This window comes from Shewanella sp. SM71 (assembly GCF_025653905.1).
Taxonomy (GTDB): domain Bacteria; phylum Pseudomonadota; class Gammaproteobacteria; order Enterobacterales; family Shewanellaceae; genus Shewanella; species Shewanella oncorhynchi.
The window spans coordinates 118,602-139,116 of record NZ_JAKKRW010000012.1; the positions used below are offsets into that span (position 1 = coordinate 118,602).

The following is a 20,515-nucleotide window of genomic DNA, read 5'->3' on the forward strand; positions in this document are numbered from 1 at the left end:
GAAGAATAACGCAATGCTTGAGAATAACTGGTCACTACAGCCACAAGATATTTTTAAACGCAGCCCTATTGTTCCTGTTATGGTGATTAACAAGATTGAACATGCGGTGCCATTAGCGCGAGCACTGGTTGCCGGTGGCATTAGCGTGTTAGAAGTGACTTTGCGTACGCCTTGTGCACTCGAAGCTATCACTAAAATCGCCAAAGAAGTGCCTGAGGCCTTAGTGGGCGCAGGGACTATCCTAAACGAAGCTCAGCTTGATCTTGCGATTGCCGCTGGCGCGCAGTTTATTATTACCCCAGGTGCAACGGTTGAACTACTTAAAGCGGGTATGCATGGTCCAATCCCTTTAATTCCAGGGGTTGCGAGCATTTCAGAAGTGATGACGGGGATGGCGCTCGGTTACACCCACTTTAAATTCTTCCCAGCCGAAGCTTCGGGTGGTGTTGATGCGCTGAAAGCCTTCTCGGGTCCGCTAGCGGATATTCGCTTCTGCCCAACAGGTGGCATTACGCCTAGTAGCTATAAAGATTATTTAGCGCTGAAAAACGTCGATTGTATTGGTGGTAGTTGGATTGCGCCAACGGATGCAATGGAACACGGCGATTGGGATCGTATTACTCAACTTTGTAAAGATGCCATCGGCGCTTTATAAATCGAGCTTGAAATAGTGACAAAATAAAAAACCACCGCGAGGTGGTTTTTTGTCTTTTATCTTTCGCATTTTGATAGAGAACGGCTGCGATAGCTGACTCTGTAGAAAGTCTGGTTTTTACAGTAACACGAGCATTTACAAACAGTCTGGCTTTATAGCAAGTCGGGCCGCGCAATGCCTGCTTGCCTACATTTCCTTGCTCAGTTCTACATTTGAGCCGGCTTTTGGGCTAAACAACTGCTGATATAGTCTGCCTGCAAACTCATCAGTCATTCCTGAAATATAGTCCGCCAACACTCTGTGACTGTTTAAGCCTTGTTGCTCACTTTCGCGCCAGCGCTCTTGGGTGTTCAGTGGTAGTAAACGCTCTGGATCGGAAGCGAAGGCTTCAAATAATCCCATCACAATTTGCTGGCCTTTATATTCGAGCATTTGGATCTCAGGTTTACGGATCACGTATTTATAAACCAGTTGCTTGAGCACATTGAGCGCAATGGCAAATTCTGGCTCTAACGTCGCATTAAAGCGCAATAATGGCTCTTCGAACACGTCATCTTCTGAGATAACAATAGCGGTGACAAAGCCATTAACGAGTGTGCCTATGGCATCTTTACGCAGGTGATGCTCATGGGAAAACAGCTTGTTGCCAATATCTGCCAGCTCTTGTTTTATCCACGCATCACTGCTGTTGGTCAGTGTCGGCGCCACATCTTGATGCCACTGGGACGCTGTGACTATGCCCATCACAATCGCATCTTCGAGATCGTGTACCGCATAGGCGATGTCATCAGCCAGTTCCATAATCGAGCAATCGAAGGATTTAAACTGGGTTCGCAGATGCGGATAGTGGTGCAGGGCGGGGTGTGAACCTTGCTGAGTTGATGTAAAACGACGGCTATCCGCCTCAGACAAAGGCTCAAGCACCCAAGCGAAGATGTCGTTATCATCGTCGAAAATGCCCTTAACCGGCGGCCATTGTGACGGTTTTAACTGTCTGTGGTTTGTGATTTCACTATGCTCGCCCGCGACAAACAGCTTCGAGTGCGGCGCGGGGTATTTTAAAATCCCGAGCATGGTACGCCGACACAAGTTCATCCCAAAATCTAATGTATAGGGCTCAAGCTTAGATAAAATGCGAAAAGTTTGGCCGTTACCTTCAAAACCACCATGGTCGCGCATCATGTAATTTAATGCCACTTCGCCACCGTGGCCGAAGGGAGGATGACCAATATCGTGGGCCAAGCACAGGGACTCTAATAAGCTCATAGAGCAAAGCAGCTGCTTATGTTGTGGATATTTGCGTCTGAGCTGCGCGGCTATGCCAGTGCCAATTTGCGAGACTTCGAGTGAGTGGGTTAATCGGGTGCGATAGAAGTCATTCATGCCAACACCGAGCACTTGGGTCTTGGCCTGAAGGCGGCGAAAGGCGGCCGAGTGGAGAATACGCGCCCTGTCTCTTTGGTAGGGGCTGCGGTGATCAAAGCGCCGTTGTTTATCTTCACCATGACGGCGTTCTTGCCAAACACTTGAAGTCATATGCATTCCTAGCGAGAGTGGAAAATCAAAGCATCTTGTTAATTTCGTCTAAATTCAAAGTGAAACTGGGTACAAAGCAGTTCATAAAATACTGTACTGCGGGATCAGGATTCGTCGACAGCATGTCTTCGAGACGCTTACGGGCGGTATTGAATTCACTGTTGCCCGCGCGGTTTTCCTCAAGGCATTTAAGATAGGCACACAGAGTATCTGCGGATTTCACTATGGTCTTGTAAACGGGATCGGCGTAATCGCTGATGAACAGACTGCGATAATCTTCTTTAAATTCCTCAGGTACCATATCTAACATGCGCTGCTCGGCAATCGCCTCAATCTTTTTATACTCGGCTTCAATTTCTTTATTGAAGTATTTTACCGGCGTCGGTAAGTCACCCGTGAGAATTTCACTGGCATCGTGAAAAATCGCCAGACTCGTGGCTTGATGGGGATCGAGCGTTGTGCCGAACTTTTTATTACTGATGATCACCAGTGCATGGGCCACCATGGCAACTTGCAGCGAGTGTTCTTGAACATTTTCAGTGCGAACGTTGTACATCAAAGGCCAGCGTTGGATAAGTTTCATGCGAGCTAAATGCGCAAATAAATGACTCATAGTTTTCCTGCTAAAGAGTGAAATCGGTAGGCGACAAGCTGCAATGGAAGACATGAAACGAGTGAATAGGCAGTATTGACGCTAGTGAAGTCTTAGATTATCACAGCCTTGGATGACACGTGAGCATGAGCGTAGAGGATTTAAAGAAATAGCTAAAAATAAAGCGACCACTAGGATCGCTTTATGACTCAAACTGTTAACTGAGGATAAACTTACTGCCGATAGTTTTCGAGGAAGGCGCCAAACTCGGTAAATGCTTTTTTCAGATCTTCTTTATAGGGCAAGAAAACCACTCGCAAATGGTCAGGCTCAGGCCAATTAAAGGCGCTGCCATGGACTAACAGGATTTTCTTTTCTCTGAGCAAATCCAGCACTAAACGCTCATCATCCCGCAGATTGAATTTTTTCATATCCAGTTTCGGAAAGGCATAGAGTGCGCCCTTTGGTTTTTTAACGCTCACACCTGGAATTTGGTTAAGTAATTCGTAACAGGCATCCCTTTGGACTGTGAGGCGGCCATTAGGCAAAATAAGCTCGTTAATACTCTGATAACCGCCGAGCGCGGTTTGAATCGCATGTTGATTGGGCACGTTTGCACAGAGGCGCATCGAGGAGAGCATCTCTAAACCTTCGATATAGCTCTTCGCGGCTTTAAGATTGCCAGACAACATCATCCAACCGACGCGAAAGCCCGCTGCGCGATAAGCCTTTGATAGACCATTGAAGGTAACAGTTAAAATATCGTCCGACAGGCCAGCCGCAGGAACATGCTTGGCTTCGTCATACAAAATTTTGTCGTAAATTTCATCGGCAAATAAAATCAAACTGTGTTCACGGCAAAGCTCAACCACTTGCAGCAGTAATTCTCTGCTGTATACCGCTCCGGTTGGGTTGTTCGGGTTAATCAGCACTATGCCGCGAGTACGTGATGAAATTTTACTTTTAATGTCGTTGAGATCGGGGAACCAGTCCGCTTCTTCATCACAGCGATAATGTACAGCCTTGCCGCCCGCGAGATTCGCCGCAGCCGTCCACAGGGGATAGTCTGGTGAGGGGATTAAGATCTCATCATCGGTATTCAGCAGGCCTTGCATCGCCATCATAATGAGTTCTGAAACGCCGTTACCTATATAGATATCTTCGATATCGACACCAAAAATACCTTGGGCTTGATAATGCTGCACTATGGCCTTACGGGCAGAGAATAATCCTTTTGACTCACAGTAGCCTTGGGCACTGGGTAAATTGAGGATCACATCGCGCACAATTTCTTCAGGCGCTTCGAAACCAAAGGGGGCCGGATTACCAATGTTGAGTTTGAGGATTCGATGCCCCTCGTCTTCTAAACGTCTGGCTTCCTTGTGCACTGGGCCGCGGATGTCATAGCAAACGGTATCCAGCTTGTTGGATTTGATGATAGGGCGCATTTACACCTCGGAACATGCATAAAGTTTTGGCTTAAGTTAGCGCACCATAACGAAATTTCATTGCAGATGAAAGGGGGGATAAGCACAGAATTGCGCTTTTTTTATAAATATCCCTCAGTTAAATATGCTTTAACAGTCGATTAAAGAAATCTGAACAAGTTTTATGTTCTGATATTGGCATGATTTTAAGATTGTTTATCTATTGGGTTGGTAGGGGAATCTTGTTTATGTTTTTTCATTTCGAAAGATGAAAATGCGTTTTCATTAGCTGACTCATATTTGATTTCTCTATATTAGCCATATTAATCGTGACAGAAGAAAATGTATTTTAGCTGATACTTAATGGTTGATTTTTAATCACAGATTTTTGATAAGGTAAACTTATGCAAGCGGCATTTTATCTTGTGATAATTAGGCATATTTATTGAATGCTTATTAAGCTAAGAAGATCATAAATGTTTAAGTTGCGATGGCGTTAAAAGTCTTCTAAATTATATGGTTATGTAAAATTGTCTCGCGGGAATTAAATTTATTTTCTATCAAGTTAAATTTATAGTTGACTCAATATTCGATGCGCTTTATTTTCTGCGCGATGTTTTTGGCAAGGCACCTTAGATAGCAAGCAATTCGCGGGTTTTATCTTCAGGGTTAGTCATCATGAAGCAGCTGTGTTGACGTTCTAAATCGTGTTGATTTCAGACGTTATTCTAAAACCATTTGCCTTTTAGGCGATTTATTTAGAGGACCTAAGTGCATGTCTGAACCGACAGCGTTAAGTCTCATTCCACCTTTGGTGGTATTGGTGTTAGCTATTTGGTTACGCCGTCCTATTTTATCTTTGATCATAGGTGCGGTAACCGGTTTCCTGTTACTCGATCCCAGTCAAGTCTTAAACAATTTTGCTAGTGTGTCATTGAAGGTTATGGCCGATGAAACCATAGGTTGGTTGATTCTGGTGTGTGGTGGTTTTGGTGCGCTCATCGCACTTTTAGTACGAACTGGCGGCGCATTAGCGTTTGGCCGCAATGCACTTAAATTGGCGAAAGGACCTAAATCTTCCCTATTAATGACATTTATCCTTGGGATCGTGATTTTTATCGATGACTATCTCAATGCGTTGACCGTGGGTGAAACCATGAAGCGTGTAACGGATAAATTTAAAGTGTCCCGTGAAATGCTCGCCTATGTCGTGGACTCCACCGCCGCGCCCGTGTGCGTGTTAGTGCCATTATCGACTTGGGCGGTATTTTTTGGTGGATTACTGGTGGATAACGGTGTGGCAGCCGAAGGTCAAGGCATTGCAGTTTATATGCAAGCCATTCCTTACATGCTTTATGCTTGGTTAGCTGTGGCTATGGTGCTACTTGTCGCATTAGGTATTGTGCCCGCCATTGGTCCAATGAAGACTGCGCAGCTGCGCGCTGCCCAAGGTGAACCCGCGGAAGCGCAAGTGGATTTCGACCAAGTTCAAACTTCGGATGAATATGCGGTTAAAGCCATAGAAGAGGAATTTAAGCACGCCGATAATCAGGGCAAACTGCATAACTTTTTAGTGCCTATTGGTTTGTTAGTTGCCTTTACCGTGTACTTTGATATCGACGTGTGGAAAGGCTTGCTGGCGACCTTAGTTATCACGATTCCTTATTATGCAGTGCAGCGTTTGATGCCATTTTCAGAGATGATGGACCAAATGATCGATGGCTTTAAAAGCATGCTACCAGCCATTAGCACTGTAATTGCGGCGTTTGTGTTTAAGGATGTGTGCGATCAGTTATTACTGCCGCAGTATGTTATTGAATCATTAAGCCCATTTATGACACCTAAATTGCTGCCTGCGGTAGTGTTCTTATCTATGGCTATACTCGCATTTGCCACAGGTTCGAGCTGGGGTATATTTGCCGTGACGATTCCTATCGTGATGCCATTAGCGCAAGCGGTTGGGGCGGACATCCCATTAGTCATTGGGGCCTTATTGTCTGCATCATCATTTGGTAGCCAAGCGTGCTTCTACTCAGATTCAACCGTATTGGCCGCCCAAGGCTCAGGTTGTAACTTAGTGAGCCATGCTGTGACTCAGTTACCTTATGCACTTATCGCAGCAGTAATAGCATTTATCGGCTTTATTGTGATTGCATAACTTCTGTCACGATTAATATAAGAAACCAGCTACGGCTGGTTTTTTTATGTCTGCCGTAATGGGGTTAGGCGGCTAGAATGAGTAAAAGGTGAGTAAAGAGTGAGGAGGCTTGAACTAGGATAAACACGATTACACTGTTAAATGAAGATTTTCAACTGATGTCAAATTATATTTTACGAAATTGTCATTTATATTTTACATATTTCATCGTCGCCATGTAGCTTTTCAAATCAAAGCCTGATTATACTTTGCATCCTTCAGGGCATTATTTTCAACATTAGTGGCAAACGAATCAAATGGACTCAACTCTTCTTACTGCGTTTTTCGAGCACGGCACAATACGTGATGTCGAGTGTTTATTCCCTGATATTTCAGGCTATCCAAGGGGAAAGCTTATGCCAGCCCGAAGTTTTGCTCAGGGTGCTGAATTACGTATTGCCCAAGCGATTTCGATGCAAGCGATTACCGGTGAGTATTCCTACGATCCTGTTTTCCCTGATGCTGATCCTGATCTTTTACTCGTCCCCGATTACAGCACTCTCAAGATGATCCCATGGAGCACAGTGCCGCGCGCATTTGCCATCCATGACTGCGTATTACTGGATGGTAATTTATGTCCATTTGCGCCGCGCTCTATGTTAAAAAATGTGCTGGCTCGTTACCAAGCCTTGGGGTTAACCCCTGTGGTGGCACCCGAGATTGAATTTTATCTTACGGAGGCGAATACCGATCCGAGTGTTCCGTATCAGGCGCCCATTTCAAAAAGTGGCCGAGTTGAAAATGGTCAATCCGCGTTTAGCATGAATATGCTCAATGAACTCGCACCATTTTGGGATGAGTTTAATGCCGCCATCGATGCGATTGGGATTAAAGGTGATACTTGGATCCATGAAATGGGGCTATCACAATATGAAATTAACTTAGTGCATGGTGATCCGTTGGCTCTTGCAGATCAAGCCTTTATGTTCAAATATGCCGCGAAAGAAATCGCCATAAAACATGGTTTGAATGCGATTTTTATGGCAAAACCCATAGCGGGTCAACCCGGCAGTTCTATGCATTTACATCAAAGTGTCGTCGATGAGAAAGGTCATAATATTTTCAGCCATGCAGATGGTAGCGACACTGACCGTTTTCACCACTACATCGGCGGATTACAAAAGTATCTACCTGATTTAATGTTGTTATTCGCACCCAATATCAATTCATTTAGACGTTACATTTCCGGCAGTCAAGCGCCGATTAATTTAAGTTGGGGCGTTGATAATCGCACCACTGGCTTACGTGTGCCATTGAGTGCTCCGGTGGCGAGACGGGTAGAGAATCGCATTGCGGGCGCCGATGCTAATCCGTACCTGATGATTGCCGCATCTTTGGCAGCGGGCCTTGCCGGAATAGAAGAAAAATTATCGCCAAGTGCACCAGAAACCGGGAGCGCCTACGATAGCAGCCATGACCTAGCGCAGACATTTTTAGCTGCGTTAACGCAAATGCGCCAAAGTGATTCGGCACGACGCTTACTCGGGGACGATTTTGTCACTGGCTTTGTATCGGTGAAGGAAATTGAATTCCAAAGTTATTTGAGTGAGATAGGGGCTTGGGAGCGACGTTTCTTAGGGCCGCAATGCTAACGCTTTTATGAATAAGGGAATTATTACTTATAAAAGTTTTACCCCTTCAATGACTTAAGAGTCTTAAAAATGTTCAACTAAAAAATAGCAACAAAAAAAGCCAGTGCAAGCACTGGCTTTTCTTTGTCTGGAAACGAGAAGGGCGATTAAACGCGCTTCTTGAATTCACCAGTACGAGTGTCGATTTCAATTTTGTCGCCTACTTTCACGAAGTCAGCAACACTTACTGTGCCACCGCCAGTGATAGTCGCTGGCTTCATTACTTTACCTGAAGTATCGCCACGAGCTGAAGGCTCAGTGTAGATCACTTCACGGACGATAGTGGTTGGCATTTCAACAGAGATAGCTTTGCCATCATAGAAAGTCACTTGGCAAGTTTCTTCCATACCGTCAACGATATAAGCCGCTGCATCACCTAGGTTTTCAGCTTCTACGTCGTATTGGTTGTATTCTGCATCCATGAATACAAACATAGGATCTGCAAAGTAAGAATATGTGCAGTCAAGACGATCTAAGATGATGTCTTCTAACTTATCTTCACCTTTGAAAGTCGTTTCAGTACCAGAGTTAAGCAGTAAGTTTTTCAACTTTAACTTAACGATAGCAGCGTTACGGCCAGAACGAGTTGTTTCAGTTTTCTGCACAACCCATGGGCTGCCATCTAACATGATCACGTTACCAGGACGGATTTCATGAGCAGTTTTCATTACACTATTTCCTATATTTAGATTTTTCTGTTTTCGCGCAGTATCTTAGCTGTTTTTAACGAACTGAACTAGTCGAGTAGCGAGATCTGCAGCATTTAATGCATTAATTGGCCATTGTTTAGCATGGTGATGCAACAAGGGCAAATTAACAGGATTAAGGTTTTGCCAGTGAAGGCTCACGGCTGATTGCTGTGCTTGGTTGAACGCGAGATTCAATTCAGACCAATAACAAGCAATTTTAGGTGGCAGATTATCGCAGTAAAGTTTGAGAAAAGCTTCTAATTTTACGAGGTGATAATCATCTTCTTGGGGATAAATGTGCCAAATGAAGGGTTTTGCGGCCCATTGGGCACGTAAAAAGGAATCTTCACCGCGCACGATATTAAAATCACTGCTCCAGAGCAGGCGATCAAACCCCTGTTGGTCTGTCATGGGTAAAATGTGCAGGGTTAAATTGCCATGATTTATCTGTTGACCCGGCACTAGAGCAGCAATTTCACAGGGTAGTAAATGCGTCAGACTGTTTAAGCTACGCCCCTTGGGGACCAGCGCATGGATTTTTTCTACCGATTGCTGCCATAACTCACATAATGCGGGTAGCGCCTCGGTCTCATAGCTAAAAACGCTAATAACAGTGTCTTGTGCCTGAATGTCCTTAAGACCTAGATCAGTAAAAAGCTGCAATTTATTGGCAGTATCAGCTTGCCAAGCATCACGCTCTGCAAACAAATTTTGCTCGCAAATGAGTCCACCCGTTTTGGCGCTAAAACCGGGAAAGTAGAAATACTTCTTCAAACCATTGGCTTGTAACGATGGCAAACCATGGCAGCCTTCAACCCAATCCTCAGCACTTAAATACTCTAAATTCAGCCAGACAGGTACAGATTTTGGGGCGTTCTGATGTAAATAAACCAGCTGCGCTTTTACCTGTTCGGGTAATTCACAGGCAAAGGCTTCGATGAGCACAGCTCCTGCAACAAACTTTATAGGCAAAGGCTCTTTCCAATGAATAATATTCACACCATTGAAGGTTTGAGTGGCTTTTAGTGGATCGAGTGTCGGTAAGATATGCGAGAAGCTTGCGAGGTCGTCGACCCATAAATTAACGGGAATGTGGTACTCATTAGCCATTTGTTTGGCTAAACGCCAAGTGACGCCAATATCGCCGTAGTTATCAACGACGGTGCAAAAAATATCCCAGTGATTAGAGCGGGCTGTGTTGGTCATGAGTGTGGTATGTCGTTATTCTTAGTTACAAAAAGTAGATAGTTGCAACAAGTCAGAAATATATGCATAAAAAAAGCGGCGTTAAGCCGCTTTAATCAAATGGTTAACAGAATTAATCTTCTAATTCAGCTAAACACATTTCTTCGTAAATTTGCTTAACCCAAGCATCAACACGTTCTTCAGTCAGCTCTGGCTGGCGATCTTCATCGATACCTAAACCAATAAAGTGGTCGTCATCGACTTGACCTTTAGAGGCTTCAAAATTGTAGCTTGCAGTTGGCCAATGGCCGATGATGATACCACCACGGGCCTGAACAATATCGCCAACCATGCCCATGGCATCAAGGAAGTACTCAGCGTAGTCTTCTTGATCACCACAACCAAAAATAGCGACAAGTTTGTCAGTAAAATCAATTTGCTCTAATTCAGGGAAGAAATCATCCCAGTCACATTGCGCTTCACCGTAATACCAGGTCGGGATGCCGAACAGCAGCAAGTCATACTCTGCAATCTGTTCTTTGGTACTTTTGGCGATATCTTTCACCTCAACCATTTTTTTACCCAGTTTTTTCTGGATCATCTTGGCTACAGCTTCGGTGTTACCTGTGTCGCTACCGAAAAAAAGACCTACAGTTGCCATTGTCTATCCTTTAATGTCTAGTTCACTTATTAGGTTAATCTTGCTGGTACTCGTTCAGCACTCAACTTGTTGCTGAAGAATTAATTCGATTAACTGGCTACGGCTGATGTTACTGGCCAATGCCTGCTCATTCAAGGCGTCATACAAATCTTGTGACACCTTTAACTCTATTCGCTTTAATCCGTTGGCTTTATCGCGCTGGATTTGATTGCGTTTGTTGACCTTAAGCTGTTGGCTACGGGACAAAGGATTACTTCTTGGGCGGCCCCGGCGCTTTTCATTGGCAAAAAGGTCAATGGTGGTTCTGTCTGTCGCTTCTTTTGCCATGTTCTTATTGTTAACCGATCCCTGAGCCTTCCCAAGTGATCTGGATAATACCTTTTACAATAAACCCGGCGCAGCCGAGAAATAACACTAACCAAACAATAAATCGACCAAATTTTGGCACGTTACCTTGTTTAAGCACATCGTGGATGGCCATGCCGATAAAGAAAAATATCGAGGCAAAAAACAGGTTCAGGCCGATGGTTTCAATTTGTTCCATGTACTGAGATAACATACTTTCTTAGTCCTTGAGAGTGTTCTAAGGCCAAAAGAGGCGCGAATATATCACAACAAGATGGCGGCTGCCATATGCTTTCGGTCGAGTTTGCTGCTGATTTACATTGAATGTTTGTCAATAAATTCAGACACGATCCGGTTAAAAATGACGGGTTTTTGCGCATGCAACCAATGACCACATCCTTCAAGTGTTTTTGCCTGTGCCGCGGGGAATTGCGCCATGATAGCGCTTCTGTGCTCACTAGTGACATAATTTGAGTCGCCGCCGCGAATAAACAGAGTTGGTCCAGCATAGCTTTGTACTGGATTTGGCGTCTGATTTTGCCAGCCAATAATATTAGGATAACAAGCCTTTAGGCCACTTAAGTTCATTTTCCAACGAAAGCCAGTATCAGTGCGTTGTAGATTTTTGAGTAAAAATTGTGCCGTCGCTTCGTCAATACCATTGTCAATTAAGTGGTTTAGGGCAAAGCGTCTGTCGGTATGGCCTTCTAAGGGCAGGCTTTCTAATGCCGCAAACACTGTGTCGTGTCTTGGCTCATAGGCGACGGGTGCGATATCGGCTGCCACCATGCTGATAATGCGCTCTGGAAAGGCTAACGCCGTCGCCATGGCGATTTTACCGCCCATAGAGTGACCCACAATATGGGCGCGTTCAATAGCCAATTCGTCGAGCAAGCTGATCATTGAAGTGGCCAGGTGAGGGTAGTCCATTTGATCCCAATGTTCACTTAAACCATGATTGGGCACATCGACACGAATAACTTGATACTGGCTTTCTAATACTTGCCCTAGGCCTTTGAGGTTATCTAGATTACCGAACAAGCCGTGGATCAAGAGAACTGCGGGTCCTTGGCCTGTGGAAACAAAGTTCATGGTGATTCCTGTTGGAGATTTTTAGCTTAGCGTGACGCGAATTGTGCCCTTAATGCCGTTGGCTTGACAAGTCAGTTGCCATTTCTATAGTGGGGGCGGCCAGTAACTTGTGTGCTTTTTCGGCAATTGTCGATTAACTGCTAGTTTGCTGTGCTATTTCCCGCACTTTTAGAATAATGGCGCTTTATCAGATTGATAGAGATAGATACACTGGTAACAGATCGCAATGATCTGCCCCGATCGCTGTGGTACACTTTTTTCGGTTAAGCCTGTCGAATAACAAAGGATAATTAAGGTTATGAAATATATCGAAGTAGATGAAGAGCTCTATCGTCATATTGCCAGCAAAACAGAACGAATTGGTGAGAGCGCCTCTGACATTCTTCGTCGATTACTCGGCCTGTCCGTCGATGCGGTCGAACAACCCCAGCCTTTGGCGATTAGCCAACCGAGCCTTGAAGCTGAACCTATTCAGCCCATCGCGGCGCAAACAGTGCCAGCAGTGAATGATTTTAGTCGCTTAGTCGATGAACATCAGTTATCGCAGCAAAAAGGCGCAGTAGGGCGTTTTCTGTTTTTGCTCGAAAGTTTGTATCAATTAGCCCCAGAGCAATTCTCACAAATTTTGCAGATCCAAGGACGCGATCGTTTGTATTTTGCTCGCTCTAAGGAGCAACTGCTCGAAGCGAGTGCTTCGGCTAACCCAAAAGAAATTGGGGCAAGTGGTTTCTGGGTAACGAGTAACAACAATACCGCCAAGAAACGCACTATTTTATCGGAAGTTTTAGTGCAATTTGGTTGTGATGCGACAGTAGCAGCGGGCATCGCTGAGCGCGTTTAATCCGCGGATGAGCCAAGTTAGTACGACATTTTTCTACTTTTTCTAATTGTAATTGAGTGCAGGAGAGCCATAGGTGGCAATACATCAAAGGGCAGGACAAATCGCTAATCAGACGGATCTGGTCAATATTCCAAAACTGATGAGCCATTATTACAGCATCACGCCAAATATGGATGACGTACAACAATGCGTCACCTTTGGCACTTCTGGGCACAGAGGCTGCGCCTTCAATGGCAGTTTTAACCAACAACACATTTGGGCGATTACCCAAGCTGTGGTGGATTATCGCCAATCGGTGAATATCAATGGGCCGTTGATCCTCGGGATTGACACTCATGCGTTATCCTATGCGGCCTATTTGTCGGCAATTGAAGTGCTTGCGGCAAATAAAGTCACAGTGAAAATCCAACAGAACGATGGATTTACGCCTACGCCAGTGGTTTCCCATGGGGTGATTTGCGCCAATCGCGAAGCCAATATTACGGGTGCTGCATTGTCCGATGGTTTGATCATTACGCCTTCCCACAATCCGCCTCAAGATGGTGGGATTAAATACAATCCACCCCATGGTGGACCGGCCGAAGGTAATATCACTGCTTGGATTGAATCGCGGGCCAATGATTACTTGCGCCAAGCGTTAGCTGGCGTGCAAAAATTAGCGTATGCCGAAGCGCTGGCATCAGGCTATGTCAACGCCATTGATTTGATCACGCCTTATGTGGCTGATTTAGAAAATGTTATCGACATGCAGGCGATTGCCAACGCTAAGCTGCGTATCGGTGTTGATCCACTCGGTGGTTCGGGTATTTTCTACTGGGCACCGATTGCCGCGCGTTATGGGCTCGATATCACGTTAGTTAATGATAAAGTTGACCCAAGCTTTAGCTTTATGCCGCTGGATAAAGACGGCAAAATCCGCATGGATTGCTCGTCTCCCTATGCGATGGCAGGTTTACTCGCCCATAAAGAATCCTTTGATTTATGCCTTGGTAATGATCCCGATTATGACCGTCACGGCATAGTTTGCCCTGGTACGGGTTTGATGGATCCGAATCATTATCTTGCGGTCGCTATCGATTATTTACTGACACACAGACCAGATTGGAGTGATACCTTAGCCATAGGTAAAACCTTAGTATCGAGTGCGCTTATCGATAAAATCTGTGCTTTCCACGGCAAAAAGTTACTCGAAGTGCCAGTGGGCTTTAAGTGGTTTGTCGACGGTTTAGCCGAAGCCACAATCGCCTTTGGCGGTGAAGAGAGTGCTGGCGCGGCATTTTTACGCCGTGATGGCAGTACATGGTGCACAGATAAAGACGGCTTCATTTTAGGGTTACTTGCCGCAGAGATCCTTGCGGTGACAGGTAAAACCCCAGGTCAACGCCATCAAGAGCTAGTAAAACAATTTGGCCAAAGTTTCTATAAGCGTATCGATAGCCCAATCAGCCTTGAAAACAAAGCCAAGTTTGCTTTGCTCAATGCCGATACTTTAAATGCCACTGTGCTTGCAGGTGAGACAATCGAAAACGTGTTAACCCATGCGCCAGGCAATAATGCGGCGATTGGCGGCATCAAAGTTACCACAGCTAATGGGTGGTTTGCGGCGCGTCCATCGGGCACTGAAGCGTTATTTAAAATCTACGGCGAAAGTTTTATCAGTGAGCAGCATTTGGCTGAGATCATCAAAGATGCGCAGGCATTAATTGATAAGGCGCTAAACGCTTAATGCAGTAGTAGGTTTAGCTAACGTCTCAAAATAAAAAACGCACTCAGATTTGAGTGCGTTTTTGTTTGTGTCTAATTCAGCTGTGAGTAGTTGATCTAATACTGATTTGACCGTATTTAGTACTCGATATGACAACTCGGTAAGTTATTCTTATCGATGTAATTTTGATGATATTCCTCAGCCACATGGAACTGTTGAAGTGGCACTATTTCAGTAACGATATGGCGTAATCCCCAACGGCCCGAGCGGGCAAAAGCTAACTTTGAGGCTTCTGCGGCCGCTTTTTGCTCACGGTCGTGGAAGAAAATGGTACTGCGATATTGAGTGCCAATATCTCCGCCTTGCATGTTCAGACTCGTTGGATTGTGGTTTTTCCAAAATACATCGAGCAAGTCTTCATAACTGACAAGGGCGGGATCGAATTCCACTTGCACCACTTCGGCATGGCCCGTTTTGCCTTTTTTGACTTCTTCATAGGTTGTCGCCGCATTATTGCCGCCCATATAGCCGCAGGTGGCATTCGATACGCCGTTCACTTGTCTAAAAAAATACTCTACGCCCCAGAAACAGCCGGCACCAAAGGTTGCTAACGCCATAATTAAATCCAATAGAAGTCTAGATGGCTAAGGATTGTGATAAAACTTGAGTGCAAAAGCAAGCCTCAAGCTGGAATATTTATCATGGGAAATTCTTAGGGAATGTCCTGAGAATTTAACAATCAGCTTAGTTGAATGTCATTCCGCTTAAAACTGGGTCCTACGGCAATAAATGTCTGAGAACAGCACTAAAAACATGTGTTAGTATTGAAGCCGTTTTTTAGGTGCGAGTGAGACTAACCGCGGTGAGAAAAATGCTTAAGAGGTTATTTACTGCCAGCACTTATGTTATTGCGCCAATACTGTTACACACCATTATAAGGAGAATTCTGTGTTACAAGCTCTGTTAGATTCAAAGGATTTTTTAGCGCTCACCTTAGCCCATCCTGAACAGTTCGATGGCGAATTTTCATTTAACTTAGGCGATCATACTCAAGTGGAAGTGTGGGATACCGGTGTTATTGTTTTCGAACCAATACAGAATGAAGGAAAAGATATTGTGCTTTCCTGCGGTGTTCACGGTAACGAGACCGCGCCCATTGAACTCTGCAATAGCTTAATTAAACAACTTCTACAGCAAAAGATCATCGCAAAGCAGTGCACTTTATTTCTCATTGGTAACCCATTAGCGATTAATAACGGCACGCGGATTATTGACGAAAACATGAATCGTCTCTTTAGTGGTGAGCATTCCAATCCACCAGGGTTAGTGAACCCTGAGCGAGTACGCGCAAAAAAACTCGAAGCCTATGTCGATCGTTTTTATACTACGGTTGCCGATGGACGTCAGCGCATCCATTATGATTTGCACACGGCGATGCGCGCCTCGAAGCATGAAAAGTTCGCTATCTATCCCTACCGTCCAGGGCGCGCCTTTAGCGGCGAGCAAATTATGTTTTTAGCCGCAAGCGGCGTCGATACAGTACTTTTCCACCACGAACCGACCACGACCTTCAGTTATTTTTCCTCTGAACGCTACGGTGCCGATGCCTTTACCATTGAGCTTGGCAAAGTGTATCCCATGGGGCAGAACGACATGACGCGTTTTATCGCGACCCATGAAATGTTCATGCGCTTGATCACCGCTAAGCCGTTGGAGCTGGATGCATTTGATGCCGATAAGGTTAACTTGTACCAAGTGTGCCGCGTCATCAATAAACATTTCGATGATTTTGAATTTACCTTCGCAACTGATGTCGAAAACTTCAGATCTTTCCCGAAGGGCTTTGTTTTAGCGCGGGAAGGTGGGCAAGAAATTAAAGTGGAACATGAGTTTGAGTCTGTCGTGTTCCCTAATGCCAAAGTGCCTATTGGCAATCGCACTGTGATTTGCCTGATCCCTGCGGTGAATGCGGACGTGCGTTAGGCTTGTAAAGCAATATATACATGCGTGGCAGGGATAACTTGTGGTTTGAGCTATGCCAATGGTTGATAGGTAGTTTACGTTAACGTAATGTTCGTCGGGCATATTCGTATAAACAGACGCATCAAAACGCTTTGATGCGTAATGAGATAACAAGAGCACAATATGAGCAAAGCAACACTCAACACTGATACAGTGCACCGTGTCGGCTTCTTGGATAAGGCATCGCTACACATTCCTATCCTTCGAATTCTACAAGCCGACGGCACCACTTATGAAACCGCGGTTTTGCCTGTGATAGATGAAACCTTAGCCACTAAAATTTACGATACCTGTGTATTCACTCGGGTACTTGATGAACGTATGCTTGGTGCCCAGCGCCAAGGGCGCATCAGCTTCTACATGACCTGTACGGGTGAAGAAGCAGCGATTGTCGGCAGTGTGGCCGCACTCGATCAAGAAGATGTGATCCTCGCGCAATATCGCGAGCATGCGGCGCTGCGTTATCGCGGCTTTACCACTGAACAGTTTATGAATCAGATGTTCAGTAACGAGAAAGATCTTGGTAAAGGTCGCCAAATGCCAATCCATTACGGCAGTGCGGCATTGCATTATCAAACGATTTCTTCACCGTTAGCCACGCAAATCCCGCAGGCGACCGGTGTGGGCTACAGCTTAAAAATGCAAGGTAAGCGCAAAGTCGCGGTTTGTTATTTTGGCGAAGGCGCTGCATCGGAAGGGGATTTTCATGCTGGCCTAAACATGGCCGCGGTACTGAAATGCCCAGTGATTTTCTTCTGTCGTAACAATGGCTACGCCATTTCAACGCCCACCGAAGAGCAGTTTGCCGGTAACGGTATTGCCAGCCGTGGTGTCGGTTATGGCATGCACACCATTCGTGTTGATGGTAATGACATGTTGGCCGTGTTAGCGGCAACCCAGCAAGCCCGCGCCTATGCGATTGAGCATAATGCGCCTGTGCTGATTGAAGCCATGACTTACCGTCTCGGCGCACACTCTTCTTCAGACGATCCCTCTGGTTATCGCTCGAAAGATGAAGAAGCCAAGTGGCAGCAACACGATCCGGTTAAACGCTTCAAATTATGGCTTATCAACAAAGGTTGGTTGGCTGAAGCGGATGATGTGAAACTGCATGAGAAATATCGTGAAGAAGTATTGGCTGCGGTAAAAGTGGCTGAAAAAATTCCTGTGCCTATGCTGGATGAAATTATTGAAGATGTGTACGACAAGCCGACGCCAGTACTGAGAAAGCAACTCGCCGATCTTAAAGAACATATCAAAAAATATCCGCAAGCCTATCCAAAAAGTGCAGGGAGACTATAAGCCGTGGCTGAAATGAATATGTTACAGGCCGTCAATGAGGCCTTGTCGATTGCCATGCAAGCCGATGAACGCATGGTCGTTTTTGGTGAAGATGTGGGCCACTTTGGCGGGGTATTTCGCGCCACCTCCGGTCTTCAAGAAAAATTCGGTCGCGCTCGCTGCTTTAATACGCCGCTGACAGAGCAAGGTATTGCCGGTTTTGCCAATGGTTTAGCCTCAAATGGCATGACTGCCGTGGCTGAAATCCAATTCGCCGATTATATCTTTCCGGCGTTCGATCAAATCGTCAACGAGTCGGCTAAGTTCCGCTACCGCAGCGGTAATGAGTTCGATGTCGGTGGATTAGTGTTCCGTACGCCCTATGGCGGCGGTATCGCGGGCGGACATTATCACTCGCAATCACCCGAAGCCTATTTTACCCAGACGCCGGGGTTAAAAGTCGTGGTACCACGCAACCCTGAGCAAGCCAAAGGACTGCTGTTGGCGTCAATCCGTGACAAAAACCCGGTGATCTTCTTTGAGCCTAAGCGTTTATATCGCGCATCGGTTGGCGAAGTGCCAGCGGGCGATTATGAAATCGAACTGGGCAAGGCTGAAGTGGTTCGCGAAGGTAAAGACATCACCTTAGTGGCGTGGGGCGCGCAAATGGAAATCCTTGAAAAAGCCGCCGACATGGCCGCTAAAGAAGGGATCTCCTGCGAAGTTATCGATTTACGCACCTTGTCACCCTGGGATATCGATACCGTTGCCGATTCTGTCAAAAAGACCGGACGTTTATTGGTTAACCATGAAGCGCCATTAACCGGTGGTTTTGCCGGTGAAATTGCGGCGACGATTCAGCAAGAATGCTTCTTGTATCTAGAGTCGCCCATTAGCCGCGTTTGTGGTTTAGATACCCCGTATCCACTCGTCCATGAAAAAGAATATATGCCCGATGCGCTTAAGACCTTTGAAGCCATCAAAGCATCAGTGACCTTCTAGGAGTCCGGTATGATTAAAGATTTTATTTTGCCGGATATTGGCGAAGGTGTTGTGGAGTGTGAGTTGGTTGAATGGCTGGTCAAAGAAGGCGACACAGTCGTTGAAGACCAACCTATTGCCGATGTGATGACAGACAAAGCACTTGTTCAAATCCCAGCGCCTTTTGCGGGCGTAGTCACTAAGCTGTATTACGCCAAGGGCGATATTGCGAAAGTGCATGCGCCGCTCTATGCCGTAAAAATTGAAGATGCCGTTGAAATCGCAGGCGAATCTGTTACGGCTGAACCTGCTGCGACGACTGCAAAAGTGACTGAGCCAGTGGCAGTCACAAACGCGACCACGTCATCCCATTCATCAGTCAGCATTGAAGAGTTTTTACTCCCAGATATTGGCGAAGGCATTGTTGAATGTGAGCTAGTCGAATGGTTGGTAAGTGAAGGTGATTGGGTTGAGGAAGATCAACCGATTGCCGACGTGATGACAGATAAAGCGCTGGTGCAAATTCCTGCCATTAAAGCGGGTAAAATTGCCAAACTGCATTATCGCAAAGGTCAGCTAGCTAAAGTACATGCGCCTTTATTTGCCATTGAAGTTGAACAGGCGGCTTTTGCACCTGCAGCGACAACAAATACAGATACAGTGGCCAATGCGGCACCTGCAGCGCAGGCTGTGAATGCAGAGCCTGCTCGTCAAGGTAAAGCCTTAGCCAGCCCCGCAGTTCGTCGTATGGCGCGGTCGTTAGATATCGATTTGAGCCAAGTACCTGGCACAGGAAAGCACGGCCGTGTGTATAAGGAAGACATATCTCGCTTCCAACAAGGCGCGAGCAATGTTTCTGCTCCAAGTGTGGCTCAGGTAAAAGAGGCGCCAGTTCATGCGACTCAAGCATCTCAAACCCAAGTTCCAACATCCATAGTGACTCAACGCGCTGACACGGTTGAGCCTATTCGCGGCGTAAAAGCTGTGATGGCACGCATGATGGTGGAATCTGTGTCGAGCATTCCGCACTTTACCTATTGCGAAGAGTTTGATTTAACAGACTTAGTTGCATTGCGTGAAAGCATGAAAGTGAAGTATTCGTCTGATGAAGTGAAGCTGACCATGATGCCTTTCTTCATGAAGTCAATGTCGCTCGCGTTAGGTCAGTTCCCTGTGATGAACAGTCAAGTGAATGCTGATTGCACTGAACTAACTTACAAGGCACGTCACAATATCGGCATGGCAGTGGATTCTAAAGTCGGTCTCTTGGTGCCCAACATCAAAGATGTGCAGGATAAGAGCATTTTAGAAGTGGCGGCAGAAATCACCCGCCTGACCCAAGCTGCCCGCAGCGGCCGCGTGGCGCCAGCGGATCTGAAAGACGGCACTATATCTATTTCTAACATTGGCGCTCTAGGTGGCACAGTGGCGACGCCTATCATCAACAAACCTGAGGTGGCGATTGTGGCCTTAGGTAAGTTGCAAACCCTACCACGCTTTAACGCGAAAGGGGAAGTCGAAGCCCGCCAAATCATGCAAGTGAGCTGGTCAGGTGACCATAGAGTGATCGATGGCGGTACGATTGCTCGCTTCTGTAATCTGTGGAAACAGTATCTTGAGCAGCCTCAAGAGATGTTATTAGCGATGCGCTAAGCCACTGGCACGAATAACTGAC

At 45.9% G+C, this 20,515-nt stretch carries 19 protein-coding genes; 9 read left to right on the forward strand and 10 right to left on the reverse strand.

Annotation, left to right across the window (positions count from 1 at the left end; translation table 11 throughout):
* Positions 1–13: 13 nt before the first annotated feature.
* Entirely contained in the window at positions 14–655 is a 642-nt protein-coding gene (locus L5L97_RS13385; RefSeq protein ID WP_028759995.1) for a bifunctional 4-hydroxy-2-oxoglutarate aldolase/2-dehydro-3-deoxy-phosphogluconate aldolase, read from the forward strand.
* A gap of 186 nt (positions 656–841) precedes the next feature.
* Here L5L97_RS13385 and L5L97_RS13390 read toward each other — a convergent pair whose 3' ends face one another.
* The 3 genes from L5L97_RS13390 to L5L97_RS13400 form a co-directional block, all read right to left on the reverse strand.
* Positions 842–2,191, reverse strand: a complete 1,350-nt coding sequence (locus tag L5L97_RS13390) for an anti-phage deoxyguanosine triphosphatase (protein ID WP_168825240.1) — start codon at positions 2,189–2,191, stop codon at positions 842–844.
* A 25-nt stretch (positions 2,192–2,216) separates the two neighbouring features.
* Positions 2,217–2,804: a 5'-deoxynucleotidase gene (gene yfbR, locus L5L97_RS13395; protein ID WP_263182334.1), complete on the reverse strand. Its 588-nt coding sequence runs from the start codon at positions 2,802–2,804 to the stop codon at positions 2,217–2,219.
* A 212-nt stretch (positions 2,805–3,016) separates the two neighbouring features.
* Complete coding sequence (locus L5L97_RS13400) at positions 3,017–4,231, reverse strand: pyridoxal phosphate-dependent aminotransferase (protein WP_263182335.1); 1,215 nt, start codon at positions 4,229–4,231, stop codon at positions 3,017–3,019.
* Positions 4,232–4,985: 754 nt separating this feature from the next.
* Between L5L97_RS13400 and L5L97_RS13405 the strand changes: the two genes are divergently transcribed.
* Positions 4,986–6,368 carry a Na+/H+ antiporter NhaC family protein gene (locus tag L5L97_RS13405; protein ID WP_113939692.1) on the forward strand — a complete coding sequence of 461 codons (1,383 nt, stop codon included), beginning with the start codon at positions 4,986–4,988 and terminating at the stop codon, positions 6,366–6,368.
* A gap of 296 nt (positions 6,369–6,664) precedes the next feature.
* Positions 6,665–7,999, forward strand: coding sequence for a glutamine synthetase family protein (locus L5L97_RS13410; RefSeq protein ID WP_263182336.1), 1,335 nt, complete (start codon positions 6,665–6,667; stop codon positions 7,997–7,999).
* A gap of 146 nt (positions 8,000–8,145) precedes the next feature.
* Here L5L97_RS13410 and efp read toward each other — a convergent pair whose 3' ends face one another.
* The 6 genes from efp to L5L97_RS13440 all read right to left on the reverse strand — a co-directional run bounded on the left by efp (position 8,146) and on the right by L5L97_RS13440 (position 12,010).
* Positions 8,146–8,706 carry an elongation factor P gene (gene efp / locus L5L97_RS13415; RefSeq protein WP_105252465.1) on the reverse strand — a complete coding sequence of 187 codons (561 nt, stop codon included), beginning with the start codon at positions 8,704–8,706 and terminating at the stop codon, positions 8,146–8,148.
* A gap of 45 nt (positions 8,707–8,751) precedes the next feature.
* Positions 8,752–9,933: an elongation factor P maturation arginine rhamnosyltransferase EarP gene (earP, locus tag L5L97_RS13420; protein WP_263182337.1), complete on the reverse strand. Its 1,182-nt coding sequence runs from the start codon at positions 9,931–9,933 to the stop codon at positions 8,752–8,754.
* A gap of 112 nt (positions 9,934–10,045) precedes the next feature.
* Entirely contained in the window at positions 10,046–10,573 is a 528-nt protein-coding gene (gene fldA, locus L5L97_RS13425; RefSeq protein ID WP_006081576.1) for a flavodoxin FldA, read from the reverse strand.
* Positions 10,574–10,627: 54 nt separating this feature from the next.
* Positions 10,628–10,900 carry a LexA regulated protein gene (gene ybfE / locus L5L97_RS13430; protein ID WP_006081577.1) on the reverse strand — a complete coding sequence of 91 codons (273 nt, stop codon included), beginning with the start codon at positions 10,898–10,900 and terminating at the stop codon, positions 10,628–10,630.
* Between the two features lie 10 nt (positions 10,901–10,910).
* A complete protein-coding gene (locus L5L97_RS13435) occupies positions 10,911–11,132 on the reverse strand; it encodes a DUF2788 domain-containing protein (protein ID WP_006081578.1) in 222 nt (73 codons plus the stop codon).
* Positions 11,133–11,233: 101 nt separating this feature from the next.
* Entirely contained in the window at positions 11,234–12,010 is a 777-nt protein-coding gene (locus L5L97_RS13440) for an alpha/beta fold hydrolase (protein ID WP_263182339.1), read from the reverse strand.
* Between the two features lie 298 nt (positions 12,011–12,308).
* Here L5L97_RS13440 and seqA point away from each other — a divergent pair, with 298 nt between their 5' ends.
* Positions 12,309–12,851 (forward strand): replication initiation negative regulator SeqA, encoded by a 543-nt coding sequence (gene seqA / locus L5L97_RS13445; RefSeq protein ID WP_198573466.1) that lies wholly within the window; start codon positions 12,309–12,311, stop codon positions 12,849–12,851.
* Between the two features lie 73 nt (positions 12,852–12,924).
* A complete protein-coding gene (gene pgm / locus L5L97_RS13450) occupies positions 12,925–14,577 on the forward strand; it encodes a phosphoglucomutase (alpha-D-glucose-1,6-bisphosphate-dependent) (RefSeq protein WP_263182340.1) in 1,653 nt (550 codons plus the stop codon).
* A 116-nt stretch (positions 14,578–14,693) separates the two neighbouring features.
* Here pgm and msrA read toward each other — a convergent pair whose 3' ends face one another.
* Entirely contained in the window at positions 14,694–15,173 is a 480-nt protein-coding gene (gene msrA, locus L5L97_RS13455) for a peptide-methionine (S)-S-oxide reductase MsrA (protein ID WP_028759985.1), read from the reverse strand.
* A gap of 331 nt (positions 15,174–15,504) precedes the next feature.
* On the opposite strand from msrA, the gene astE reads away from it, so the two are divergent.
* From astE to L5L97_RS13475, 4 genes are all read left to right on the forward strand, one after another.
* The gene (gene astE, locus L5L97_RS13460; protein ID WP_263182341.1) at positions 15,505–16,539 is read left to right on the forward strand and encodes a succinylglutamate desuccinylase; all 1,035 of its coding nucleotides are present in this window, start codon (positions 15,505–15,507) and stop codon (positions 16,537–16,539) included.
* 162 nt (positions 16,540–16,701) lie between these two features.
* Positions 16,702–17,880, forward strand: a complete 1,179-nt coding sequence (locus L5L97_RS13465) for a thiamine pyrophosphate-dependent dehydrogenase E1 component subunit alpha (protein ID WP_107404477.1) — start codon at positions 16,702–16,704, stop codon at positions 17,878–17,880.
* Positions 17,881–17,883: 3 nt separating this feature from the next.
* Positions 17,884–18,861: an alpha-ketoacid dehydrogenase subunit beta gene (locus tag L5L97_RS13470; protein WP_014610632.1), complete on the forward strand. Its 978-nt coding sequence runs from the start codon at positions 17,884–17,886 to the stop codon at positions 18,859–18,861.
* Positions 18,862–18,870: 9 nt separating this feature from the next.
* Positions 18,871–20,493: a dihydrolipoyllysine-residue acetyltransferase gene (locus L5L97_RS13475; RefSeq protein WP_263182342.1), complete on the forward strand. Its 1,623-nt coding sequence runs from the start codon at positions 18,871–18,873 to the stop codon at positions 20,491–20,493.
* Positions 20,494–20,515 lie beyond the last annotated feature (22 nt).